We start from the raw sequence: 26048 nt of genomic DNA, 5'->3' as shown, positions 1-26048 counted from the left end.
CTATTTGAGTGTTAATTAAAGTTTTACTTTTATTTCTGGTCGGTTGAATCTTTCGGCTGTTCCTGTTCTTTCTTACGCTCTTCCAATTTTGCCTTTCTTCTTGCCTCTCGTTCTTCCAACAATTTTTTTCTTCGTTCTTCGTAGGCTTTCTTTCGCTCTTCCCTAAGTCTCAAAGCCTCTGCCCTCTTATCTTCAACAGCTTTTTTTCTGTTCTCTTGGGCATCGGCGGCCTTTTCTTGACGCTCTTTTAAAGCTTCACTGATTTCTTCATCTGCCTGTTCCGCTTGAAACTCTTCTAGGCGATTTTTTTCTTTTTCTGCCTTTTTGGATTTACTGACCTTACGTGTTCGACTTATTTCCCTGAGCACCAAGTCACTAATGTCATGCCTTTTTTCGGAGTACAACATTACAACATCCGCAGATTTATCGAAAATAAAATCATACCTTTTATTGCCTCCGATCTTTTGCACCTCATTGAACACCTGATCTTGAATCGGCTGAATCAACAATTGTTTTTGCAGCACTAAATCACCTTGGGGACCAAACCGGTCTTGTTGGTAATCCAACATTTCTTTTTCAAGTATCTGGATTTCCTCTTCGCGTTCGGCAATCAACTCATCGGTGAGCAATACTTTTTCGGCCATCAAATCTTTCTTCATCTGCTCAACTTTTTCTTGTTTGAGCTCAATTTCTTGCTTCCACTTCTGCGCTTTGGCATTCAATTGTTCCGTAGCATCGCGATACTCCTCCACATTTTCCAAGATATATTCCATATCCACATACCCTATGCGCACTCCCACAGCACGTTGCGACATGCCGTAGAAGAAGGGCATCGAACAAATCAATAAAAAAAGAACTTTACGTTTCATTTCTATTTGCGCTTTTTACATAGAAAATATCGTGCCAAAATTACGAATTCGTTTAAAATGAACAAGTTAAGGATGTTTCAGCCGAACTTTCCAAGGTTAAAACTGTTGACCTATGATGAAGTGTGTCTGCCAACCGCTCGGGCCGACCGAACCGGGTCTTTTATCGGTGTCAAAACCGTAACCGAAGTCAATACCCAAAAGGCCAAATGCCGGCATGAATATTCGCAGCCCCACTCCCGCAGATCTCTTTAACTCAAACGGATTAAACTCTTGAAAATTGTCAAACGAATTACCGGCCTCTAAAAATGAAAGTGCATATATGGAAGCCGATGGTTTCAAGGTCAACGGATAGCGTAGTTCTAACGAGTATTTGTTATAAATGGTGCCACCATCTTGCTGATTGTTGCCGGTAATAGGATTACGGGTAAAAGAGGTCAATGAATTGTTCTCATAGCCCCTCAACTGAATAACATCTCGCCCGTCAAGAGTAAAGTTCCCCAGTCCATCACCACCGACAAAAAATCGTTCAAAGGGTACATCACCAATATCATTGTTGTAATTGCCCAGAAAGCCAAACTCGGCATTGGTACGCAATACCAATTTATCGACCAGACGTGTATACCAATCCCCCTTAAATTTTATTTTGTAGTACTCTAACAACTTAAAGCGTTCTTCTTCTATACTTTGAAGTTCATTGACCTCAGCGGCCGTCAATGGTGTACCGTCATTGGCAGATTCGGCAATCTCGTCACTTCGCTGTTTTAAAGCATTAAAATCTTTATTGCTGAACAACGACCAAGGTGGTGTCAGTTTAGCTGTTATCTCAAAATTTGACCCTGTTAGGGGGAAAATACGGCTGGGCCCTTGCGAACTTCTGGAAAGACCAATGGTATACGTCAAAGCATTTGAAGAACCGTTACCAAAATTGAAAAGGCCGATATTGTAGTCATTGAAATCATACAATTGATACCCCAACGCATGGGAAACGGTGAAAAAGTCATCGGGCCATTGTACGCGTTTTGCCAATCCCGCGGAAACCCCAGTAATGGCGAAGCCACGGTCTTTGTCAACTTCAAATTGACTTCTACTCGTAGGATCAAACTGTGTGGCAAATTGCTGGGTTCTAGAAAAAGAAAGATTGAAGCGTACCGGTTTTTTACCCCCCAACCAAGGTTCGGCAAAATTAAGACTGTACACCCTAAAGGTACGACTTGCCTGTACCCGTAATGCAAACGTCTGGCCATCACCCATAGGCACGGGTTTGTAGGCCTCACCGTTGAATATATTCTGTAATGAAAAGTTGTTGAATGAAAGGCCAAGCGTACCAATGAAACCGCCGCCACCATAACCGCCTTGGAGCTCTATTTGGCTTGATCCCGATTCGACAAGGCTGTATTTGATATCAACCGTACCCGTGTTGGGGTCTGGATTTTCAATATCAGGTGCAATCTGTTCGGCATCGAAAAAGCCCAACTGGCCCAATTCACGTATACTCCGCACAATATTGTCCTTACTGTATTTTTGGCCGGGTTTGGTGCGAAGTTCCCTAAAAATCACATGGTCATTGGTCTTGTCGTTGCCCACGACCCTTACATGGTCCAAGAAGGTCTCTTTTCCTTCAATGATGCGTATCTCAAAATCGATGGTGTCGTTTGCAGCGGAAACTTCCACAGGGTTGATACTTGAGAAAAGGTATCCATTATTTTGGTAGAGGTTGGTCACATCTTCTCCATCAGGTTTTGAATCATCTGCGATACGCTTTTTGAGCAGCACACCATTATAGGTATCTCCCTTTTTGATACCCAAAACTTGGGCCAATTGCCGATCCGTATACACAGAATTACCGACAAAATCAATGTTGCCGAAATAGTATTTATCGCCCTCTTCAACCTTTATATTAAGTGCAATATTATTTTCGTTGACCTTTACGAAAGTGTCTGATATGATTCTGGCATCACGATAGCCCCTTTCGGCATAGGCATCAACTAAGTTGTCCAAATCCTCCTCGTAGTCGGCTTCTATGTATTTTGACTTTTTCCAAAAGCGATAGAATTTCTTCTTCTTGGTATTTTTTAATGCTTTTTTCAGCCGTTTGTCACTCAACTTTTCGTTACCCTCAAATGTGATGTCACTGATTTTTACTTTATCACCTTTTTTTACATTGATGACCATGTTTTCGGTATTCGTGCCCAAAGTGTCCTTGGCTGTGGCAATGGCGACAGTGGCATTGAGATACCCTTGTTTCTTGTATTTGTTCTGAAGGTAGTTTTTGGTATTGGCGATAAGGCTTTCGGTGATTTTTTTTCCCTTTTTTAAATCGGTATCGTCGATGATGCCCTGTACCTTCCTTTTCTTGACACCATAAATCGTGATGTTGTTCAGGGTAGGTCGCTCCATGATTTCCAACTCTAAATAGATCTTGTCACCTTCTATTTTAGTGTAGTACATAGAAACGTCACTGAAAAGCTCCAATCCCCATAATTTATCGATAACCGCGCTGATGTCTTCCCCGGGCACGACAATTTTTTGCCCAATCCGCAAGCCGGTGTAGGTTTTGACGGTCTGCTCATTGTAACTCTGTAGACCGGTCACTTCAAGACCCGCCAGTACATATTCTTTGCCTTCTTCGTAGGGGATATCTTGTGCGTTCACATGGGACGAAACCAAAAAAAGTGTGAGGAGCGGTAAGAGATAAAAGTAAAAATGCTTGTTTATACCGTCAATTGAGTTGTTCGCTAGTCTTTCCAAATCTTCGTTCTCTATTTTGATAACTAATAATGGCTTCCGCTAAATGATGCTCGCCAAAATCGGGCCAAAATACGTCAATAAAAAATAATTCCGCATATGCTATCTGCCAAAGCAAAAAATTGCTTATCCTATGTTCACCACTGGTGCGGATAAGCAAGTCAACGTCAGGCATCGAACGCGTGTAAAGATGGTCATTAATAACCGTTTCATCAATATCATCAGGTGAAATTATGTTATTTTTAACTTCAATTGCCATTGCCCTGATGGCTGTTTTCAACTCTTCGCGCGAACCATAACTCAAGGCCAAGGTGAGCGTCATACCTGTGTTTTTTGCTGTTTTTTCAATGACCTCTTTGAGTTCTTTGTGCGCTTTTTGTGGCAGTGAATCAATCTTACCGATGGCGTTCAGACAAATGTTGTTCTCATCGAGCGTTTTCAGCTCTTTTCGCAATGAGGCGACCAAGAGTCGCATCAAGGTGTCTACCTCGATTTTTGGGCGTTTCCAGTTTTCTGTGGAAAAGGCATAAAGTGTTAGGAAATCTATATTCAGTTTTGCGCAGTTCTCGACGGTCTGGCGCACCGCCTCCACTCCATTTTCATGACCAAAAACCCTGAGTTTTCCGCGTTGTTTTGCCCAACGGCCATTACCATCCATAATAATGGCGATATGCTTGGGAAGCTTCGACTTGTCAATATCCTCAATGGAATGCATGGTTCACTCAAAACAGTCTTGGCAGGGCTTTCTGCCGAAGGTATAGGTCAAGGTAAATCCTGAGAATACGTACCAATCGTCACTCAGTACATTACCAAACGCAAACTGTTCAAAGTTAGAACCTTCTGGATTGCTACCATCCAGATTGTCGGTAAAGGTATAGCGAGCTCCTATCTCGGCACCCAAAATCAGGAATTGATTGAGCCTATACTTGGCCCCAACCGTCATTGGAATGGCAAAAGTACCATCTTTTTGCCCAAAATCCTGAACTTGTTGTGCATCAAAATAATTAAAGTCGTACCTGAAGTAGGTCACGCCCGTGTATAGATAAGGTGCAAATGCTGGTCCGAGCTTGTGCAAATTGTATTCCACAAAATTGAACTCAAGCCCCAGCGAAAATTCCAGCACTGAATTATCGATAACATAGTCTCGCTGTTGTCTTGAAGAAAAGTTCGATTTTGAATCATCTGCGGTAAACTTGCCATACAATGCGGTTGCCCGCCAAGCATAGCGTTTGCTTTTGTTCCATTTAAAGATACCGCCAAAAGCAGGGCCAGAAGGTAAAATGAAATTGGTGCGGCCCACATCGCCAATATTGTTCAGACCGCCACCAAAGATCCCTATTTCATAGGTTTGCCCATGGGCAATGAAAGCCACCAACATTAAAATTGGAAAAATTAACCTCATAAATTTGGCAGATTTTGTATTCAAAAGCAGGTGTTTCACCATCATAAAATGTTCTGCTTGTAAAACAGATTTTGGTCGATTTTATTGTTTTTCGGGAGCTATTATGTCGATGCTCTATATTTCGGGGCTGTACATCGGCAGAAAGGCACACTTTTGAATTTTTTGTTATCGTTTAATTGCTGTAATACATTTTTTGGAATTATGTGCTTGGGGATCGGAATTTTAATCCAAAGGTAATTTCGCCGGGCCATATTGAGAACCACAGAGTCTCGCAGAGCGCTGTTCGGTCGCAAGACACCACATTCGTAATTCGCAACCCTAAAATCGTAATTCAAAGGACACGGATTTCACGAATAAGCACAAATGGTTTTTGAGCTTGAACTTGATACTTGAAAATCTGTTTCGCTGAGCTGCACAGACAATCACTGAGTTTCACAGAGATTTTGCACCTAAACTTCTAAATCCTCTAAACATGTAAACTTATGGTCACGAATTTCACAAATTGACTTTGTATTTGCTGTTTGAGTTTGTATTTGAACTTAATACTTGCTTGAGCTTAGTTCCTTCGGTCTTCGCCCCAAAGTAGTTTGTTCCGTAGTGTCTTCAAAAAACTTTCAGATTTGTATTCGACCATTTTGATGGTAAAGTTTGATTTTCTGATACGGATTTCTTTTCCATTGGGGATGGTCGCAATTCGGGAATCCAAAGAAACTAAGTGGTTTTCTTCGCGGCCAGATACTTTAAGTCGAATCTCTGTATCATCTGAAATGACCAACGGCCTCGCATTAAGGTTATGTGGAGCAATAGGTGTCAGCACCAATGATTTGGCCGTTGGCGCCATCACGGGGCCACCACAGCTCAATGAATATCCGGTCGAGCCTGTTGGGGTGGCGACAATAAGGCCATCGGCCCAGTAAGAAGTAAGATACTCTTCATCAAGATAGGTCTCAACGGTTATCATCGAAGTCGTATCTTTTCTACTGACCGTTACTTCGTTGAGGGCGTAGTTGATATCGCCCAGTTCAGAGGTGTCATCATCCAAAGAAATCTCGACCAAGCTACGTTCTTCAATCGAAAAATTGTTGGCCGCAAATTCCGTCACCAGTTTTTTTACATCTTCTTTTTTAAAGGTGGATAAAAATCCGAGTCGCCCCGTATTCACCCCCACAATCGGTATGCCCTTATTACCGATAAAGGTCACAGCCCTCAGCATCGTACCGTCACCCCCAATACTGATAAAAAGTTCGAAGCCGGCATCAAGCCCATCGGACTGTGAAAAGGTATTCGAAGTAAAATTGAGCCCTCTGTTCGCCAGTTGTTCTTGAAAGTCTCTCTCGATACTGATTTTGGCATCAACACGTTCAAGCTCACGTAAAAGTTCAGCGATATACTTTCCATCACTTTCGTGAATGGTCTGACCGTAAACCGCAACTTTCATTTTATACGTTTAAATATTTGTCAAGGTATTCAGAGCGCTGTTTCAGATCTTCCATAAAAAGGTCATCGCTGTTGCCAAAAAGAATGGCATAATTGTAGCGTCTGAAAGTCTGCGTTACCTCATTGAGATTGGCGCTGCTAATTTTCAGGGTAATCTGTACCACATCGTTTTGGTTATCAGTAACGAAGGCCCCCAAAAGTTTGGCATTATTGCCTTCAACAATTTGGGCAATTTCACTGAAAGAATAGTCTTTGATGCCCTTCGAAACCACCAAAATGCCCCCAGGTTCGGTGAAAAAGGGCGTAGCGATAAATTCTCCCACGACATCCGTCAAGTCATAATAGCCCTCAAAACTGTTCTTGTCATCAATAAGGGGTAGAATATTGGCCTCATTTCGAGCAAATTTTTCAAGTACATCAAACCAAGAAGTATCTTTGGTGACATAAAAAGCCTCAAAATTGTAACGAAAGTCTTCAATCTTTTTTTCAGATTCAAAACAGCCCAAGTCTTTTTCAGCCAACAATCCCATAAAAACACCTTCATCAACTACTGCCACATGCGAAAAAGTGGTCTCCTCAAAAAAGTGGATGACCGTTTCCATGCTATCGGATAACTGAAAAAAAGGTAGCGTGGTCAATATGTGGTTTTGAATGTGCATATTCATTTATTCAAATGCAAAATACTATTTTAATAACGAACTTATTTACAATTTTCGCATAAACACAAAAACTATACTATCTAGAGCAAAAGACATGCCCTTTTGTATTTTTGCAACCTCAAACAGACCATTTCTTTATGACAAAACTCAGTGTCAACATCAATAAGCTGGCCACTCTAAGAAACTCTCGCGGGGGCAATGTGCCCGATTTGCTGAAATCTGCCAAAGATATTGAAGCTTTCGGGGCCAACGGCATCACGATCCATCCCAGACCTGATGAGCGTCATATTCGCTATCAAGACGCAAGGGATTTGAAACACGTGGTGACCACCGAATTCAATATTGAGGGCAATCCCATTCCGAAATTCATTGATTTGGTGCTCGAGGTCAAACCCACCCAGGTAACCTTGGTGCCCGATGCCGAAGATGCCATCACTTCAAATGCCGGATGGGATACCAAAAGGCACAAAGACTTTTTGAAAGATGTCATCGCCACCTTCAAATCCAACGGCATTCGCACCTCCATTTTTGTGGATCCCGACAACCAAATGGTCGAAGGGGCTGCAGCAACGGGCACTGACCGTATCGAATTGTACACTGAAAGCTACGCCAAAGCCTTTTCTGAAGGAAACCAAAAAGGTATCGACCCTTTTGTTGAAGCTGCCAAAACTGCTACTTCGGTCGGTCTTGGCATCAATGCCGGCCATGACCTGAATCTTGATAACATTACGTTTTTTAAAGCGAACATTCCAGATTTATTGGAGGTTTCCATTGGCCATGCCCTCATCTGTGAATCCATTTATTTGGGATTGGAAAATGTGGTCAACATGTATTTGCATCGATTAAAATAGCGCCATGGTCTTACATTCAACTATTCTGGGTTCGGGAAAACCCATGATTATCCTACATGGATTTTTAGGCATGCTCGACAACTGGAAAACCTTGGGCAAACAATACGCCGAAAATGGCCTCGAAGTACATTTGGTTGATCAACGCAACCATGGCAAGAGTTTTCATTCCAAGGATTTTGACTATGAGCTATTGGCCAATGATGTCAAAAATTATATGGCATTTCATGGATTGGATTCAGCTATGGTGCTCGGCCATTCGATGGGGGGCAAAACGGCCATGCAGTTCGCAGTTTCACATCCTGAAATGGTCGACAAATTATTGGTTGCCGACATAGCCCCAAAACACTATCCGCCACATCATCAAGACATTGTCGATGCGCTCGAGTCTTTGGATTTCTCTAAAATTCAATCCAGAGGCGAGGCCGACGAAAAATTGGCAGAAAAACTTGCAGATTTCGGAATTCGTCAGTTTTTGCTCAAAAACCTGTATTGGGTCGAAAAAGGAACATTGGGGTTTCGTTTCAATCTAGACGTTTTAAAAGATAAAATGGAGGAAATCGGGGAAGACATTCCGCCCTCGAGTCCATTTACAAAACCCACCTTGTTTTTAAGAGGCGACCGCTCTGAATATATAGCTCCTTCCGACAGTGAACTCATCAAAAAACGGTTCCCGAACGCATCCATAGCAACCATTGAAAATGCAGGGCACTGGCTTCATGCTGAAAATCCGAAACAATTCTTTGAAAAAACGATGGACTTCATAAATCGTTAAAATTGGGTGCATTTTATTATGCATGCATAATTTTTTTGCCCATCTTATTGTAAGTATGCTAATTTTCATATAGATTTGGTCACATCTCATTAACCTTTAGTTAAAATAAGCTAACTCAAATTTATTGTATTATGAAAAGGATATTCGCCCTATTGTTCTGTTTTGGGCTTCTGATGATTTCATGTGAAGATGACGATACAATGGTCACAGAACCCGACTCAATGCCCGACCCAATTGTGGTCACCTCTGGCTCGGCCGATTTCTCAAACTACGTGGCCATAGGAAATTCATTGACGGCGGGGTTCTCTGATAACGCGCTGTTCACTGCGGGCCAAGAGGCATCGTTCCCCAACATGCTTGCCAGTAATTTTGCCCTCGCAGGCGGTGGCTCTTTCAATATACCGTTTATGGCAGATAATCTGGGAGGAATGACCCTTGCTGGAAATCCGATTGCTGGGAATCGGTTGATTTTGGATTTTTCTACAGGCTCCCCTAATCCTGTTCCCGTTGAGGGTCAGGGAAGTACTGAAATAACCAATACCCTTTCAGGAAGTTTTAATAATATGGGCGTTCCTGGTGCAAAAAGTTACCATTTGGTCGCGCCAGGATATGGCAATGTCGCAGGTGTTGCTGATGGACTGGCAAATCCCTATTTCGCTAGGTTTGCCTCATCACCGACCACCACGGTATTGGCAGATGCTGCAGCCCAAAACGCCACCTTTTTCTCAGTTTGGATAGGTAATAACGATATCTTAGGATATGTTGTTGCAGGTGGTGCTGGTGTTAATCAAACAGGAAATATCGACCCATCTACATACGGGGGATCGGACATCTCAGACCCCAATGTTGTCGCCGGATCTATTGATGCCGTATTACAGGCGATGACCGCCAATGGGGCTGATGGCGTGATTGCCAATCTGCCCGATGTCACCACAATACCATTTTTAACCACAGTGCCCTATAATCCGGTTCCGCTGGATCAGGCAACAGCAGATTTATTAAATGGTGCCTATGCAGCTTACAATGGTGGACTTGCCCAAGTTCAAGGCCTTGGATTAATTACTGCCGAAGAGCTAGAACGAAGAACGATTTCTTTCGAAGCGGGTGATGCCAATGCAGTAGTATTGATTGATGAAGATTTAACCGATTTAACTGGGGTCAACCCCGCATTGATCAATATGCGACAGTCTACTCCTGATGATTTATTGGTCTTGACATCACGTTCGTTTATTGGTACGTTGGCCAATCCTGCTGACCCAACTTCGATTAATGGTGTTGCGATTCCTTTGGCAGACAACTGGGTACTGACTCCTGAAGAACAAGCTACTGCAAATGCCACTTTAATAGCTTACAATCAGGTTATCGCAGGACTTGCAACAACATATGATTTGGCTCTAGTGGATGCGAATGCGCTTCTAAGGGGCATCAATGAAATGGGATTCCCTTTAGCTGACGGTAGTACCGTAACCGCTGAATTCGGTACAGGTGGTGGTTTTTCATTGGATGGTGTACATCCCTCACCAAGAGGCTATGCCATTCTTGCCAATGCCTTTGCTGAAGCCATCAATGCCAAATACGGATCAACGTTGCCGGGTGTGAACCCTTTAGATTATACAGGATTGTACATCAATTGATGCCAAACCAAAATATTTCTATTTTTAAGGGTGCTCAAAAAGCACCCTTTTAATTTTAAAATCATGAAATTTATTCTTCGCATTTTACTGAGTGCCCTGGCGGTGGTCATACTGTCCTATGTTTTACCGGGGGTAGGTGTAGATTCTTATGTAACCGCCATTATTGTAGCGGTGGTATTGAGTCTTTTGAACTTTGTGGTCAAGCCCATTTTGGTGATATTGACCTTGCCAATTACCATTGTCACCCTGGGGCTGTTCTTGCTCGTCATCAATGCCGTCATTATCCTTTTGGCCGCCAACTTTATCGATGGGTTTCAGGTCACCAGTATTTGGTGGGCCATTTTGTTCAGTCTGTTGTTATCACTACTTCAATCCATCTTATACTCTATCCTAAAAGAGGATAAAAAATAAGTGCACCGAGACTTTGGTTAGCAAAACCTTAAAAAGTTGGTGCACAGGCCAAAATATACTACTTTTGCGCTCCATTTTTAATTACAAAACCGAAAGGTAGATGAATATCACGAAAGAGCAGATTGACGAGTTGAATGCCGTGGTGAAAGTGGCCATTACCAAAAATGACTACGAGGCAAAAGTGAACAAGATTCTCAATGATTATCGAAAACAGGCCAATATACCCGGTTTTCGTAAGGGTCAAGTACCTTTAGGGCTCATCAGAAAACAATATGGCAAAGCCGTGTTGGTCGATGAGGTGAACAAGTTATTGCAAGACAACCTCAACAAATACTTGACCGAAGAGAAGCTCGATGTGTTGGGTAATCCCCTGCCAAAACAGCAGGATAATCTTGACTGGGACAGTGATGAACTTGCTTTTGAGTTTGAATTGGGCTTGGCACCAGACTTTGACGTGCAGTTGAAGACCAAAAAAGCCATCACCCACTACAAGATCGTTGCCGATAAAAAAATGGTCGACGAGCAAGTAGATCGTATCAAAAAGCAATATGGCAAACTAATCAGCAAAGAAGTGGTCGGCAAAGGCGATGAAGTCACCGGCACCTTTAAAAATGAAGCTGAGGAAATCGAGAACAAGGCGACAATCGAACTCGATAAAGTTAAAAGTAAAAAAGCATTGGACAACCTGGTTGGTCTAAAGGTCGGTGAAACTGCCCAGTTAAAGACAAAGGGGTTGTTCAAAGAAGATTATCTGCTTTCAAGCACTTTGGGCATACCACGTGATAAAGCTGAAAAGTTGAACATAGAAGTAGCCTTTACCGTTGAGGAAATCAACGAGCGACAGCCCGCTTCTCTTGACCAAGAACTTTTTGACAAGCTTTTCGGAAAAGATGAAGTCGCTTCTGAAGCTGCGCTGAAAGAAAGAATCAAAGAAGATTCTGAAAAACAGTTTGAACAACAAGCGGATCAAAAATTGTTGAATGACGTCACTGAGCGGTTGATAGAGACCACAAAGTTCAATCTGCCAACCGAGTTTCTTCAAAAATGGATGCAGATCAGTGGTGAGAAGCCATTGACCGAAGACGAAGCAAAAGAAGAGTTTGAAAAATCAGAAAAAGGACTTCGCTACCAGCTCATTGAGGGCAAAATTATTAAAGAGCATGACCTACAGGTTACTTTTGATGAATTGAAAGAGTTTGCCAAAGGTTTTATCAAATCACAGATGGCGCAATATGGCAATGTAAATCCGGCCGAAGAAGAATTGGACAACATCGCCAACAGGGTTTTGGGCAACCAAGAAGAAGTAAAACGACTCTCAGAGCAACTGATGAGTCAAAAACTGCTCAATCTCTACAAAGAGAAGGCCAACCTCAAGAAAAAAGAGGTCACTTATGACAATTTCATAAAGGAAGTCTACGGATAGATTTCCTTCAAAATAAGTATCTTTACGGTGCCGGAACGTTAGTTTCGGCACCTTTTTTATTAAAACTAGCGATTGCCATTCTATGGATTACTACAACGAATTTCAAAAATACGCCACCAAGCATCACGGTATCAACAGCATGTATTATGACAAGATCGTCAGTAGCATGTACCCTGTTGGCATGACTCCAAACATCATTGAAGAGCGTCAACTGAATGCGATAGCCATGGATGTGTTCTCAAGGCTCATGATGGACCGTATCATTTTTTTGGGTACGGGTATCAATGACCAAGTGGCCAATATCGTTCAGGCACAACTGTTGTTCTTAGAAAGTGCCGATGCCTCAAAAGACATCCAGATTTATATCAACTCTCCCGGCGGCAGTGTATATGCAGGCTTGGGAATCTACGACACCATGCAATTTATCAAACCCGATGTGGCGACCATTTGCACGGGTATAGCCGCATCAATGGCCGCGGTCATCCTCTGTGCCGGTGAATCGGGCAAGCGCAGTGGTCTAAGCCACTCTCGTGTGATGATACACCAGCCTTTATCAGGTACACAAGGTCAGGCAAGCGATATCGAGATAGCGGCGAAAGAAGTGCTCAAAATAAAAGATGAATTGTATCAAATCATTTCTAAACATTCAGGCCAGGGTTTTGACAAGGTCTATGAGGATAGTGACCGCGATTATTGGATGAAAGCCGAAGAGGCCCAAGAATATGGCATGATTGATGAAATTCTCGTAAGGGAACAATAAAAAACAAGACCAAACCATCGGCTTTTTCTTATTTTAGAAGAAATCAGCTGATTTTACGTTAATACGTTACAACACACCCAACATGGCAAAGGAAAATTTGGAATGCTCTTTTTGTGGAAGGAAAAAGCCAGAGACCAATCTTTTGATTGCTGGGCTTGATGCCCATATCTGCGACCGTTGCATCGAGCAGGCACATAGCATTGTCGCCGAAGAATCGAAGCAATCAAAGAACAATGACCTTTCCTCAGAACTGGTCTTAAAGAAACCTTTAGAGATCAAAGACTTTCTTGACACCTTTGTCATCGGCCAAGAGCGTACCAAAAAAGTGATGTCTGTAGCGGTTTACAACCACTATAAGCGATTGTTGCAACCCAAAAGCACAGAAGATGATGTTGAGATTCAAAAAAGTAACATCATTATGGTCGGTGAAACGGGTACGGGCAAAACTTTGATGGCCAAGACCATCGCTAAAATGTTGAACGTACCATTGGCCATTGTTGATGCCACGGTACTGACAGAAGCTGGTTATGTGGGCGAAGATGTTGAGAGTATCTTGACTCGTTTGCTACAAGCTGCCGATTATAACCTTGAAAAAGCAGAGCGCGGTATTGTTTTCATTGATGAAATAGACAAGATTGCCAGAAAAAGTGACAATCCCTCCATTACCCGCGATGTTTCTGGCGAAGGCGTACAACAAGGGCTTCTTAAACTCTTGGAAGGCACCATGGTCAATGTACCGCCCAAAGGGGGCAGAAAACATCCAGACCAAAAATTTATAGAGGTCAATACCGAGAACATTCTTTTTGTTGCCGGTGGTGCTTTTGACGGTATCGAACGTATCATTACCAAACGTTTGAACATGCAAGCCGTTGGGTACAGCGCCTCAAAAGCTGAGGACCAATTGGACAATAAAAACATTCTTCAGTACATCATTCCCAAAGATTTAAAGGAATTCGGATTGATTCCTGAAATTATCGGAAGACTTCCAGTGCTCACACACATGAACCCTTTGGATGCCAAAACACTTCGTGCCATACTTACCGAACCCAAAAACGCGATCATCAAACAGTATGAAAAACTGTTTGCCATGGATGGCATCACCTTTAGCATCACCGAGCAGGCGTTGACTTTTATTGTTGAAAAAGCGGTGGAGTATAAGTTGGGCGCCCGCGGACTACGTTCACTATGTGAGGCCATTTTTACCGATGCCATGTTCACATTGCCCAGTGAAGATGAAAAAGAGTTCAAGGTGACGAAGGCCTATGCCGAAGAAAAACTCTCTCGCGAGACCATCAAAAAATTAAAGGCGGTTTCTTAGACCGCTTTTTTTGTGACCTTTTGCAACAATTTCAGGCAAAGTTCATTAATGATTTTTTCATCGGAATACAATTGGTGTCCAAATCCGGAAATCACATTCATTGAAACACCGACTTCTTTGGCCCATTTCATTGAAGGTTTGAATTCATCACATTCTCCAAAAATTAAATCCAGTTCACAATCGGGGCTTTGGGATTCATGACGAATTCGGGTGGGTGAAACTGCCGTGAGTGATTTTATGGGCAACCCGTTGAGAGCTGCCTTCCATGCAATGGTACCACCTGTACTAAAGGCAAGATAATGGGCTGATTCATGTTCTTTTTTAAGCAAGTGGGCAACTGCGGTATCGATACCGCCATTGACAAATGCGTTGTGAATGTTCTCTTCGGTGCAGACGGGCACATCTACATTGCCCAATTGTAGGCAATCATAGAAAGTGATGTCATAATATTGCTGTAAATATCCGAAGTAAGAAGTAATCCAGAGGCCTTTTTTTACCCCCCACATATCTGAAAGAACGACCAGTTTCTCTGCCATGATTTTTTAGTTTGCTTTGGTTAATCGAATTGGGAACTGCGCATCAAACTTCTGTTATAAACGACGAAAAAACACATTTATTTGTTCAAAAGAGATGTTTGTTCGACAAAACGATGTAAACCTACGAAAACGTTTTCGTAAATCTTTGTGGAATTGTGTGAAATGACCGGAATGGTTGATTAATGGCTAGTTTTGGTTCATCTTGAGCAACTCTTCCAAACAACCTCGTTCGTTTGAAAGCCTTGGAATCTTATGCTGCCCGCCCAACTTATCCTTTGATTTCAACCAATCGTGAAACAGGTTTTTACGGGCCACGTGCACTTTGGGCATCTTTAGGGTAATGTTGTTGTAGCGTTTGGCCTCGTAATCAGAATTCAATGATTTTAGCGCATTGTCTAAAAACTCGGTAAAGTAGTCGATATCCTCTGGTGGTTTTCTGAACTCAATAATCCATTCATGGCCGCCTTTTTCACTACCGTTCATAAAAATGGGAGCAGCTGTATAATCCATGATTTCAGCATCCGTTTTTTTGCAGATTTTTTTGAGTGCCTCTTCAGCGTTCTCAATAATCAGTTCCTCGCCAAAGGCATTGATATGGTGTTTGGTACGGCCCGTGATTCGAATTCGATACGGATTGGTAGAGGTGAAGCGCACCGTATCCCCGATTTTGTAACGCCACAATCCTGCATTGGTCGTGATGACCATAGCGTAATTGACGCCGGTTTCCACTTCCCAAAGCGGAATGGCCTTTTGGGTATCCTTTCCATAAGAATCCATAGGAATGAATTCGTAGAAGATTCCATAATCCAGCATCAGCAAGAGGTCGTCGGCATTGTTACGGTCCTGTATCCCAAAGAAACCTTCAGAAGCATTATAGATTTCATAATAATTGAACCGATTTCGCGGCAGCAATTTTTGATACTGTTCCTTATAGGGAGCAAAACTTACTCCACCGTGAAAATAGACCTCGAGATTTTCCCAAACTTCAAAGAGGTGGTTTTTACCTGTGGTTTCGAGCACCTCATTGAGCAGGACCAACATCCAAGAGGGCACCCCTGCCAAACTGGTCACATTCTCTTGAATGCTTTCTTCAATGATAGCGGTGAGTTTGGTCTCCCACTCCCCCATCAGTGACACCTTATTACTTGGCGTGCTGCTAAACTCTGCCCAGAGGGGCATGTTGTCAATCAAAATGGCGGAAAGGTCTCCGAAGACGCTTCCGTTTTCTTCGTACAGTTCCTTGCTGCCCCCCAAACGCAGGCTTTTGCCTTTGAACAATTGCGAGTCTTCATTGTTGTTGAGATAAAGGCACAGCAAATCTTTGCTTGATTTATAGTGACAGTCTTCCAGGGCTTCTGTGCTGACCGGTATGAACTTGCTCTTGGCGTTGGTCGTACCACTGCTTTTGGCAAACCATTTGATATGGGTTGGCCATAGCAAGTTTTGATGGCCCTTGCGCATCAATTCAATGGTATCGGCAATTTCTTCATAATTGACGATGGGTACACGTTGGGCAAACTCCTCATAGCCTGAAATACTCTCAAAATCATGGGTCTTGCCCAAGGCAGTGTCTTCTGAAAAAGAAATCAGCTGATGCAAAACCTCATTCTGAACATCGGCCGGATACTTCAAAAAAAGCTCTATCTGGTGGTAACGTTTTTTGAGCAACCATGAGGCAATACTGTTGAACAGTGGTATGGGCATTTTTGTATATTTAACCAAGTAAGCAGTCTAGCTAAAATAGTTGATACACTTTTAATTTCAAATTCATGCTATACGAGGGCGTTCTACAAAAAATGCGTACCGAAATGGGCTCGCCCATTCAATACTTTTTGCTTTTTGAACATGATTTTATGAACATGAACCAAGCATTGAACAAGAGCCTGAAAATCGAGTTCATTAAATTTCAATGTTTGAATTGTGGTGAAAACCGCCCCATTTATCGTCAGGGGTTTTGCAAGACCTGTTTCTATGAAACCCCCGCTGCAGGGGATTGGATCATGAAACCCGAACTCAGCACAGCCCATTTGGGTAAGGAAGACCGTGATCTCGAATATGAAAAACGTGTGCAGTTGCAGCCCCATATCGTGTACCTCGCCAATTCAAGTAGTGTCAAAGTCGGGGTGACCCGAAAAACCCAAGTACCCACCCGCTGGATAGATCAAGGGGCCCACGAGGCCATCGAAATCGTCGAAGTACCCAACCGCTACCTTGCGGGCATTACCGAAGTCGCCTTAAAAGACCATGTCAGTGATAAGACCAGTTGGCGAAAAATGCTGACCAATGATATTAAGGATGAAGATTTGGTCGAATGGCGCAACAAGCTCAAAAACCATGTGCCCAACGAGGCCGCAGATTATTTTATCGACTCGAACTCAGAGACGAATATTGAGTTTCCTGTGCTGCAATATCCTGAAAAGGTCAAAAGCTTGAATTTGAATAAGAACCCCACCTTCGAGGGGGTTTTAAAGGGTGTCAAAGGCCAGTACCTCATCTTTGAAGACCAGACCGTTTTCAATGTTCGGGGCAGTGAAGGGTATTATGTCGGGATTGATGTGAATTGACAGAAATCCCTCTTTCAATCTAACATTCAAGTTTGCTTTAAAAACAAAAAATGAATTATACGCCGAAAGACGGTTTCCCATACTATTTCGATTTGGCAAAGGGAAATGATTTGAATACACTTTTTTCCTCTTCAGTAAATGAAGCACTATTAAATTCCATTAGTGAAGAAAAATCCATGAATCGCTACGCCCCAAAAAAATGGAGCATCAAACAAATTGTGGGGCATATCACCGACCATGAAAGAATAAAGATGTTCAGGGCATTTCAACTGAGCAGAAGTGAAAACGTGCAGCTATGGGGTTATGACCAAAATTTGTTGGTAGCCAACAGCCGTTTTGAAGAATTGACCATGCGGCAGTTAGTCAATGATTTTTCACGTGTGAGACAATCATCCATAAGTTTTGTCGATACGCTATCAGAAAGTCAATTAAAGATAAAGGGCTGGGCTGGGCAATATGAAATTACGCTCAATGATTTTCTCATCTCGATTATCGGTCATGAAATTCATCATGTAAACATCATTAAAGATAAATATTTATAATAGATAAATCCATTTTTAGCAAAACGCCCAAGGGTTGCTTGGGCGCTATAAAAACACTACTTCAAATAAAACCTCTTAATTTCCATCTCCAACGGTTGGGTTAAAAGGTGCGAAGATGCCATCAGGGTTTTCTTTTACAATCCATACATGCAATTGCCATTGGCTTAGATTGGGATTGATTTCCCATTCGTCCACATCGCCGGTAAAACCGTCTGGTGGTGTACCCGGATTATCCAAATCGGCAATCGGTGTAACATATTCCACCGCCACAAATTGCATGACCCCGTTTTCATCAGGTGCGTACAAGATAATTTCAGGCTCCTCTAAGACAAAGGTGTCATCTACTCTAGTCGGTAACAGATAGTGGTGGCCCATGTTTGGTACAAAGCCGGAGGCGTCAAAAAATCCTTCATTGATGGCAACATCAATATTGGCATACTTGGCAGTAGCAGCTTTTAGCTGGTCTACCTCGATTTCCCAAGTAGCTGGCGAATCGCCGCTATAATCATCGCAGCCAATAAATAGTAAGATCATTGGCAACACCAACAATACATTCAATAATGTTCGTTTTACATTTTTCATAATTCACATGTTTTAGATTCTATTTTGTTAATTGTTATACAAATCGAATTCCATAGGTTTCGCAGATTGCTGATACCTTTTCAAAGTCTGGAGGTCCCGATGGCAGGGCGTTCAATTCATGAAACATGTGTTCCATACCCGAAGGAAAGGCGCTGACCCACATTTTTGCCTTTTGGTCACCGACCACCTTCCAAGCATGTGGGATATTTTTTGGGGCAAAGGCCATATCACCAGCCTTCAACACCGTCACCTTGCCGTCAACCATGATCTCGACTTCCCCTTCCAATACCCGAAAAATCTCATCTTCCTTGGTGTGCACATGGGGTGGTATGCCCGAACCCGGAGCAAGGTCATCGACCCATTCAAAAACTTGGTTCCCCGTATCACCTCCCACTACTTTGTGCCACTGCGGATTACCAAAAATGCGGAGTTCGGTGCCCTCTCCATTCTTTACTATCTTAGCTTCGTTCGCTTCACTATTAGTACTGACCTTGGGCACTATCGCCTTGGCCGTACTGATAGGCAGTATTGTCATCAGCCCTGTTCCGCCCAATTGGGTTAAAAATCGTTTTCTGTCCATATCTTACTATTTAAAGTTTGTTTTGTGGGAAACAATTCTTGAAGGCAAATCTATTTTGGCCCGCACGTTCAAAATGCCAATGGGGTTGCAAGTGCTGATACTTTTGTTTCAAAATGCAGCGAAAGCAACAAAAGTGTTATTGCATGAAACAAGAGTGTTAGGGCATCCACCAAAGACCATCGAACTTAGTGGTCTATAGGTGCTTAAGGAATTTTAAGTACCTTGTTTATGACAATCCCATGAAAAGCAAACTTCTTTTTTTCATCCTATGCTTACACATTTTTAGTGTGCTATCAGCACAGTCGGTGTATGAGCTCGACCCGAAGTATCCGGTCCATGATTTGGACCCGTACCTTCAAGTGTATACGGATAGTACCGAAAATCTTACTGTGGAAAAAGTGCTGAACGCCACTAATCTGCCCTTTATCCGGGGGGATGAACTCCCCCGTTTGCTTAAGACTCATACAACGTATTGGGGGAAACTGAAATTGAAAGCATCATCACCAATTCAAGATTGGACACTGCAATTTGAGGATAAGATGATTGGTCCACCCGCTTGGACAAAAAGTAACGGGAAAGTGGATGTGCATGCCTATGCTAACGGGCAACAGCTCTTTCATCAAAAAACGGGAGTCGAATATCCCAAAAAAGAGCGATCCGCCTCGGAGCACTGGGCACTGAACGCTATAAGCCTGAAATCATTACCTCCTGATACTGTTGTCACCCTGATTATCAAAGCCCAAGGCAATGGGTATGGCTATCCAGCCTATTTTAACCTCAGTGCCAGGAGCCCCGACCAAGCGTTTTACCATCGCCCTTTTCAGTACCACCGAATCTTTAACGCCTTTATGTTCGGGGTGACCTTTATGATTCTCCTGTATTTTTTTCTACAATACCTCTATTTGAGGCAGCGAGTGTACCTCTGGTTTTCGGTTTGGATGGCCTTCTGCACCCTGACCCAAGCCATGACCATCGGTCTCATCATTGGCGACTTGCCCAACCTTCGCTATTTTACATGGATTTTCATCGCCAACGGTATCTTTTTTACCTTTTGGTTTTTTGGACGTTCGTTTATCGATTCGAAGCGAAAATTTCCCTTGCTCGATAAGTTTATTTTAGGATTGGCCCTTTTTATTTTGGGAGAGATCCTTGTAACCCTTCTGCACGTGTCCTTTTTTAAACCCGATACTTATTTTACAGCGCCCCATGCCTTACACTATCCCTTCCTAACGGTATATGCGTTGGGCAGTTTGTTGCTATCCATTGTGCTGACCCTCAAAAAAGACTTGTTTGCCCGGTATTTTGGGGCGGGATCCTTGATTGCCAGTATCTTTTTGATTGTCGGAACACTTTGGTCTATGGGGGTTTTGAGACCACCTTTTGGTATCGACCCTTATTCGACCGGTATGTTTTTGCAAATTGTTATCTACTCTTTCGGAATTGCATACCGCAGTCAAAAAATCAATGAACAAAATCAATTAGAACGCCTGAGTGCGGAACGTTCACTGGCCGAAATACAGCGTATGCGTGATTTGGATGAAATCAAAACCCGTTTTTTTGCCAATGTCAGCCACGAGTTCCGTACACCCCTTGCGTTGATTCATGGGCCCCTGCAACAGGCCGAAAAGCAGTCGGAAGCCTCTCGAAATGGTTCGGTACAACTCTCACAAAAGGCATTCGGCATTATCAAAAAAAACACGCAACGATTACAGATGTTGGTGAACCAGTTGTTGGAACTGTCCAAAATTGAAAGTGGCAACGTTCATTTGCAATTGACCAAGGGTGGACTCATACAGTTTCTGCGCTCCCATGTGTTTTCTTTTGAAAGTATGGCCGAGCGCAAGAACATCAGTTTGAACACCCATTTTTCAGAAGAATCGGATGACGCGTATTACGATAAGGACAAGCTGGAAAAAATCGTCAACAACCTCTTGTCGAATGCTTTTAAGTATACTCCGGATGGAGGTGCGGTTCACGTCAACGTCAGCCATTCCGATAAATATCTCTTTCTGAAAGTCAGCGATACTGGCAATGGTATGCACAAAACCGAAATTGACCGCATTTTTGACCGCTTTTATCGGGTGGAAGGTACCGAGGCCAAAGGTTCGGGCATTGGGCTGGCGTTGACCAAAGAGTTGGTGACCCTGCACAATGGGCAAATTAATGTACACAGTGAAAAACGTCGGGGCACCACTTTTAAGATAAGACTCCCGATACGTTTGGAAGACCTGCCCGAATCCATTCAACTGCAGCAGACCGAAGATAAGTCTCCCAAAGTTATTCCTATAACCAAAGAATTATCCGAATCGATAAATGGTACTTCCCAAAATCTTCACGACCATGAAAAGGTGGTCTTATTGGTTGAGGATAATGAAGACCTTCAGGATTTTATTGCCGACATTCTGAAACCTCAATATAAGGTCCTCACCGCCAACGATGGATTACAGGGGGAGCGTATGGCCTTCGAGCACATTCCCGATTTGGTCATCAGCGATGTGATGATGCCGAAAAAGGATGGTTACGAGCTGTGCAATACATTAAAGCACAATACCAAGACTAGCCACATTCCCATCATCATGTTGACCGCAAAAGCAGGGCAAACAAGTAAAATGGCCGGTCTCACTCAAGGTGCCGATGCCTACCTCACCAAGCCCTTTGATGCCGATGAATTGCTACTGCGCATTAAAAACCTCGTCGAGGCCCGAAAGAAGATTTGGGAACATTTTAAATCGATGGATTTAAGTGCCCTTCCCGACTTGGAACTACGTTCCGTAGATGACCAATTTTTACAGAAAGTGGTGAAAATCATCAAAGAAAATATTGATAATGAACTGCTTTCGGTAGAAGATATTGCTTCAAAAGTTGGTTTTAGTCGGGCCCAATTGCACCGAAAACTGAAAGCACTGACCAATAAATCCCCAGGACAGTTGGTCAATGAAATCCGCTTGAACAGGGCCAAGACCATGCTTGCGCAAAAGATGGGTTCTGTTTCTGAGATTGCCTATTCAGTGGGCTACTCCAACATGTCATATTTTACCAAAAGCTTTAAGGAAAAGTTTGGGGTGTTACCTAGTAAGGTCGCATATGAAGTAAAACAATAAGTGCCAAACCCCTTCGGCCTACCACTGGTGGACACCTTTCTGCAACAAAGGGAGGTGTATTCCGCACATGCGAGAGACGGAGGTTTTTGAAAAGTTTTATAAAAATTCCTCGATTTCACCTTTGGTGAAACCACCCCTTCCGTCATCAGCCTAAAGCTGATGACACCTTCCCTGGTTAGGGGAAGGAACTTTTTTCTAGTTCTGCTTTGTAGTATCCTTTTTTTTCTTCCCAAACAATCCACCCAATACGTCTTTAGCTGCTTTTTTGGCCACATCTTCTGTGGTCGCTGAATCATTTTTGATTGCGGTAGAATCATTTTTGACCGCTGTGGAATCTTTTTTCTTACCTAGCAATCCGCCCAAAACATCTTTAACTCCAGGCTTCTTGGCAGCTGAAGAGTCTGTTTCGGTAGAGTCTTTTTTAAAGAGTCCGCCAATCAAGTCCTTGGCGGCATCTTTACCTTTGTTTTTTAGTTTTTCCTTTTGGATTTCCACCAATTGGTTCGTCAATTTTTTGACCCCAGAGGTTAAATCGGTGGTTACATTCGGGCTGGTGTAGTTACCGCCGATATTCGCCGTTACAGGTATGGTCAGGTTCTCTAAACTGGAGTCATCCAACTGTGCCAAGAGTTTATTGACATCAGAGCCCAGATATTTGGCGGGCACCTGAATCGTGGCATTGTACTGTAATTTTTGGTCAAACGTATGGCCTCCGTCAACTTTGATGGCAAAATCTTTATAATTGATATCAAAAGGCTTTACGGCCACTGCCCCATTTTCAAAGTTCAGGGCCGTTTTGAGTCCGTTTAAATCAAGCTCTTGAAGATTTAAAAAGCTGAGCTTTCCGTCAAGTGCAGACAATAACGGGGTTTGCTCCGCATTAATTTCGGTGGACAATAATTCGGCCAACAGATTGCCTGTCAACGAAGTCAAATTTGGGGTCATGTCATTTTTCAAGCTGCCCGACAAATTGATGCTCGAATTGAGCTTTCCTTCCAATACTTTGGCAATCGGTGCAAGCACCTTGAGCATATCCAAAGCTGCAAACGACTCAGAAATCTTGAATCCGTTGACGCCCAAGGCCATATCAAATATGGGCACTTCAGGTTTGGTCGAAACTTTTCCGTTCAGGTTCAATTTACCGCCGAACAATGAGGAGGTCATGTTCTGTAACGTTGCGGTTTCATCCTTTATCAACAATCGCCCAGACACATCAGTCAAATTCAGATTATCATAAATGACATTTTTGGCCGAGGCATCGATGGTACAATCCAAAAATGAGGGGATTTTGACACTTTCCTGCCCTGTTGGGATATTTTCACCATCGGTCTCTTCATTTTCGTTGGCCGTTTCCTCCACCATAAAATCATTGACGGCAAAGGTGTTCGAGTTCAGCTTGAAATTGCCCTCAATATTTTCTTTGTTGAAAAGGTAGCCCAACAAGTTGCTGATGGTGCCCGTGGCATTGAAATCGGTTTGGCCCGTCTTTCCTGAAAACGAGTTCAAGGAAACCCTATCTGGGGTAAACTGCACCGCAGCCGTATTGATGGCCACTGGATTTTTGAGTTCTGGGGAGTTGTACTCGAATCCACTGACGCTCATCGTACCTTCGGTACGGGTGTTTTGGTATTGGTGCTTTTCAACCGAGGCCATATCAAAAGCCGTGGTGACATCTGCGGTCAAAATTCCTGATAAATTATAATCTTCAGGTACGGGATACGCCTGTGAGATATTGGCCAGATTGATTCTTCCATCCAAATCGGCATCCACCTTGGTATTGCCCAACAAATCACTGATCTTGGCCACGGCATTGAACTTGTCCTCATCAATCTGAAAGCTCAGTTTCTTGATGTCGATATAGGTATCTTCAGTGATACCAGTGCTGTTGACCACTTCGGTATCGATAAAGACATTGCGAACCGCTTTGGGTAAATCGGGATACTTGAAAGAAGCATTTTCTGAATTGATGTTGATGTTGAATTTGGGAATGTGTTCCTCATTCACAATACCGCTGAGTTGCCCTTTGACTTCAAAATTGCCCGTAGTCTGCACATTTTCAATGTTTTTCGAATATTCCTCTGGAATGACGGCCAAAAAATTCTTGAAGTCTGAGGATGGTGTCTTAAAACTGATATCCACTTCTTGATTGTCTTCATTTACCTTGACAAAGCCATCGAACACCAATGGAAGCTGGTTGACCAATGCCTCATTTTTGAGGAAGGAATATTTGTTCTCGCTCAAATCGATTCCGATAAGGGCATCCAACTTTACCTTGTTTTTGTTGAGATAGTTGACACTGTCCATTTCCAGAGAGACCAAAGCTTCGGTCATGGTCTGCAGTTCAGAAGTTTCGAGCGAGAGGTCACCCGTGCCCGAATGCTGAATATCTCGCACATCCAATTTGATTCCTGTTTCGGCATCGTGATAGCCCACATGCGAATCATTGATTTCGTAGGCTTCCATATCAAATTGAAAATTACCTGACTCAGAAGAATCCGTAGCATTGCCAACTTCGGTTTCCTTGGCGATATCGTAATTTGCATTGCCCATTTCATCCAAACGGATATTCAAATCCGCACCATCAACAATCAATCGTTTTATGGCTATGGGTTCATCGGCACCCTTAAAAAGTTCGCCGATGGAGAGCGTCAACGCCACACTTTCGCCAGAGAATAAAGTATCGCCCTCAAATGGTACTTTATTGACCAAGGAAATACCCCTTAATTTCACGTTTGCATTCGGAAAACTCTTCAAAAGACTTAAATCGGCATCCTCGAAATCAAAATCGGCATTGACACTTTGGTTGACATTGTTCTTGATGATATCACCAATTTTTCCCTCTAGAAACAAGGGAATGGCAATCAACAATCCGATGATTACCAACAACGAGATTCCGGTTATTTTTAGAATTCTTTTATTCTTCATGAATTGGGGTTTGGGAATGAACTCATTTAGACTTTTTCAATTTGCTAAAAAATCGCTCTTTTTCGTCTGTTTTTTTGACTTTTTTTCTTTCCGTAACTACGGCTATGCAACTCAAAAAACGCTTCAATCAGCCAAAAAATACCTGATTTTCGCTTAAATCCAAAAAGTTTAAATGACTTCAATAAAATAAAATCTGCAATCAATCCAGCGAAATTTCTTCTGCTATTTTTAAGTTAAATCTTCTACGCAGTAGATATACGAAAAGATATAGCAAAGGGGTGTCGAGAAATGCTATAAAAATCTTAAAAAGAAAGCCACTGATGACAAGGCCATAGAATTTATCCCACGGCAGCACCCCAAAAATGCACAAAAGTCCCACGACGGTCAAGGTATCGACCAACTGCGAGGTAAAAGTCGAAAAGTTGTTGCGAAGCCACAGATAGCGCCCCTCGGTCAGTTTTTTCCAAAAATGATAGATAGATATATCGATGTACTGTGCCGCCAGATACGCCAACATCGACGCAAGCACACCCAAGGGCGAAAGGCCAAAAACCTTGGTAAAGGTTTCATCACCGATTGGTGAACTGGCAATAGCAGGAGCCTCGTTGGCGATATAAATGATCAACATCGAGAAAAAGGATGCGAAAATACCAGCCGTGACCACTTGGTTCGCTTTTTTCTTACCGAAGATTTCCGAAATGGTATCCGTGATCAAAAAAGTGAGCGGGTACGGTAGAATCCCAACAGAGAGCTCAAAAAGAGGGGCGCCAAAAACGGTGACATCACCGAAAGGCTTCCAGAAAAAGAATTTTTGGAATATCAGGTTCGAGACCACCAATGAGGTGATGAACAATGCCCCTAGATACAGGTAGATTTTGAAGGCAAACTTTTTGTCTTTCTGGGTCATATGCAAACACCCCTAAAGTTATGCATTCCT

General features: G+C 42.8%; 22 protein-coding genes. 10 read left to right on the top strand and 12 right to left on the bottom strand.

The features are described 5' to 3' along the window. Positions 1-29 precede the first annotated feature (29 nt). The 6 genes from AAAH86_RS10580 to AAAH86_RS10555 all read right to left on the bottom strand — a co-directional run bounded on the left by AAAH86_RS10580 (position 30) and on the right by AAAH86_RS10555 (position 7112). On the bottom strand, positions 30-869 hold the full coding sequence (locus tag AAAH86_RS10580) for an OmpH family outer membrane protein (RefSeq protein ID WP_343487577.1): 840 nt from the start codon (positions 867-869) through the stop codon (positions 30-32). Positions 870-965: 96 nt separating this feature from the next. Next, the gene (locus tag AAAH86_RS10575; protein WP_343487576.1) at positions 966-3617 is read right to left on the bottom strand and encodes a POTRA domain-containing protein; all 2652 of its coding nucleotides are present in this window, start codon (positions 3615-3617) and stop codon (positions 966-968) included. Continuing rightward, the gene (locus AAAH86_RS10570; protein ID WP_343487575.1) at positions 3589-4329 is read right to left on the bottom strand and encodes an isoprenyl transferase; all 741 of its coding nucleotides are present in this window, start codon (positions 4327-4329) and stop codon (positions 3589-3591) included. Before AAAH86_RS10570 ends, AAAH86_RS10575 begins: the two co-directional genes overlap by 29 nt. A 3-nt stretch (positions 4330-4332) precedes the next feature. After that, positions 4333-5016 carry a DUF6089 family protein gene (locus AAAH86_RS10565; RefSeq protein WP_343487574.1) on the bottom strand — a complete coding sequence of 228 codons (684 nt, stop codon included), beginning with the start codon at positions 5014-5016 and terminating at the stop codon, positions 4333-4335. 556 nt (positions 5017-5572) lie between these two features. Further along, complete coding sequence (locus AAAH86_RS10560) at positions 5573-6454, bottom strand: NAD kinase (protein ID WP_343487573.1); 882 nt, start codon at positions 6452-6454, stop codon at positions 5573-5575. 1 nt (position 6455) lies between these two features. Then, positions 6456-7112, bottom strand: a complete 657-nt coding sequence (locus AAAH86_RS10555) for a CBS domain-containing protein (RefSeq protein ID WP_343487572.1) — start codon at positions 7110-7112, stop codon at positions 6456-6458. A gap of 137 nt (positions 7113-7249) precedes the next feature. On the opposite strand from AAAH86_RS10555, the gene AAAH86_RS10550 reads away from it, so the two are divergent. The 7 genes from AAAH86_RS10550 (at position 7250) to clpX (ending at position 14281) form a co-directional block, all read left to right on the top strand. Beyond that, positions 7250-7963 carry a pyridoxine 5'-phosphate synthase gene (locus AAAH86_RS10550; RefSeq protein ID WP_343487571.1) on the top strand — a complete coding sequence of 238 codons (714 nt, stop codon included), beginning with the start codon at positions 7250-7252 and terminating at the stop codon, positions 7961-7963. 4 nt (positions 7964-7967) lie between these two features. Then, the gene (locus AAAH86_RS10545; RefSeq protein ID WP_343487570.1) at positions 7968-8735 is read left to right on the top strand and encodes an alpha/beta fold hydrolase; all 768 of its coding nucleotides are present in this window, start codon (positions 7968-7970) and stop codon (positions 8733-8735) included. 131 nt (positions 8736-8866) lie between these two features. Continuing rightward, positions 8867-10369: a G-D-S-L family lipolytic protein gene (locus tag AAAH86_RS10540; protein WP_343487569.1), complete on the top strand. Its 1503-nt coding sequence runs from the start codon at positions 8867-8869 to the stop codon at positions 10367-10369. 63 nt (positions 10370-10432) lie between these two features. Continuing rightward, on the top strand, positions 10433-10780 hold the full coding sequence (locus AAAH86_RS10535) for a phage holin family protein (protein WP_343487568.1): 348 nt from the start codon (positions 10433-10435) through the stop codon (positions 10778-10780). Positions 10781-10880: 100 nt separating this feature from the next. Further along, complete coding sequence (tig, locus tag AAAH86_RS10530; RefSeq protein ID WP_343487567.1) at positions 10881-12203, top strand: trigger factor; 1323 nt, start codon at positions 10881-10883, stop codon at positions 12201-12203. 82 nt (positions 12204-12285) lie between these two features. Further along, complete coding sequence (gene clpP, locus AAAH86_RS10525) at positions 12286-12963, top strand: ATP-dependent Clp endopeptidase proteolytic subunit ClpP (RefSeq protein ID WP_343487565.1); 678 nt, start codon at positions 12286-12288, stop codon at positions 12961-12963. An 82-nt stretch (positions 12964-13045) separates the two neighbouring features. Then, entirely contained in the window at positions 13046-14281 is a 1236-nt protein-coding gene (clpX, locus tag AAAH86_RS10520; RefSeq protein ID WP_343487564.1) for an ATP-dependent Clp protease ATP-binding subunit ClpX, read from the top strand. On the opposite strand, the gene AAAH86_RS10515 is transcribed toward clpX, so the two are convergent. Next, positions 14278-14817, bottom strand: coding sequence for a hypothetical protein (locus AAAH86_RS10515; RefSeq protein ID WP_343487563.1), 540 nt, complete (start codon positions 14815-14817; stop codon positions 14278-14280). The genes clpX and AAAH86_RS10515 overlap by 4 nt on opposite strands. 186 nt (positions 14818-15003) lie before the next feature. Further along, positions 15004-16521 carry a GH3 auxin-responsive promoter family protein gene (locus AAAH86_RS10510; protein WP_343487562.1) on the bottom strand — a complete coding sequence of 506 codons (1518 nt, stop codon included), beginning with the start codon at positions 16519-16521 and terminating at the stop codon, positions 15004-15006. Between the two features lie 65 nt (positions 16522-16586). On the opposite strand from AAAH86_RS10510, the gene AAAH86_RS10505 reads away from it, so the two are divergent. Together AAAH86_RS10505 and AAAH86_RS10500 are read left to right on the top strand one after the other, a co-directional pair. Beyond that, positions 16587-17381 (top strand): DUF2797 domain-containing protein, encoded by a 795-nt coding sequence (locus AAAH86_RS10505; RefSeq protein WP_343487561.1) that lies wholly within the window; start codon positions 16587-16589, stop codon positions 17379-17381. Positions 17382-17431: 50 nt separating this feature from the next. After that, complete coding sequence (locus tag AAAH86_RS10500) at positions 17432-17923, top strand: DinB family protein (protein ID WP_343487560.1); 492 nt, start codon at positions 17432-17434, stop codon at positions 17921-17923. A gap of 75 nt (positions 17924-17998) precedes the next feature. Here AAAH86_RS10500 and AAAH86_RS10495 read toward each other — a convergent pair whose 3' ends face one another. Both AAAH86_RS10495 and AAAH86_RS10490 read right to left on the bottom strand, forming a co-directional pair. Beyond that, positions 17999-18505, bottom strand: coding sequence for a hypothetical protein (locus AAAH86_RS10495; protein ID WP_343487559.1), 507 nt, complete (start codon positions 18503-18505; stop codon positions 17999-18001). A gap of 34 nt (positions 18506-18539) precedes the next feature. Beyond that, positions 18540-19085, bottom strand: coding sequence for a cupin domain-containing protein (locus tag AAAH86_RS10490; protein ID WP_343487557.1), 546 nt, complete (start codon positions 19083-19085; stop codon positions 18540-18542). A 287-nt stretch (positions 19086-19372) separates the two neighbouring features. On the opposite strand from AAAH86_RS10490, the gene AAAH86_RS10485 reads away from it, so the two are divergent. Then, positions 19373-22186: an ATP-binding protein gene (locus AAAH86_RS10485; RefSeq protein WP_343487556.1), complete on the top strand. Its 2814-nt coding sequence runs from the start codon at positions 19373-19375 to the stop codon at positions 22184-22186. Between the two features lie 195 nt (positions 22187-22381). Here the strand turns inward: AAAH86_RS10485 and AAAH86_RS10480 are convergent, their stop codons facing one another. Both AAAH86_RS10480 and AAAH86_RS10475 read right to left on the bottom strand, forming a co-directional pair. Next, a complete protein-coding gene (locus tag AAAH86_RS10480) occupies positions 22382-25111 on the bottom strand; it encodes an AsmA-like C-terminal region-containing protein (protein WP_343487555.1) in 2730 nt (909 codons plus the stop codon). 199 nt (positions 25112-25310) lie between these two features. Next, positions 25311-26018: a queuosine precursor transporter gene (locus tag AAAH86_RS10475; RefSeq protein ID WP_343487554.1), complete on the bottom strand. Its 708-nt coding sequence runs from the start codon at positions 26016-26018 to the stop codon at positions 25311-25313. Positions 26019-26048: the final 30 nt, after the last annotated feature.

Source organism: Allomuricauda sp. d1 (genome assembly GCF_039592695.1).
Lineage (GTDB): Bacteria > Bacteroidota > Bacteroidia > Flavobacteriales > Flavobacteriaceae > Flagellimonas_A.
This window is presented reverse-complemented; position numbering and strand designations above follow the sequence as displayed.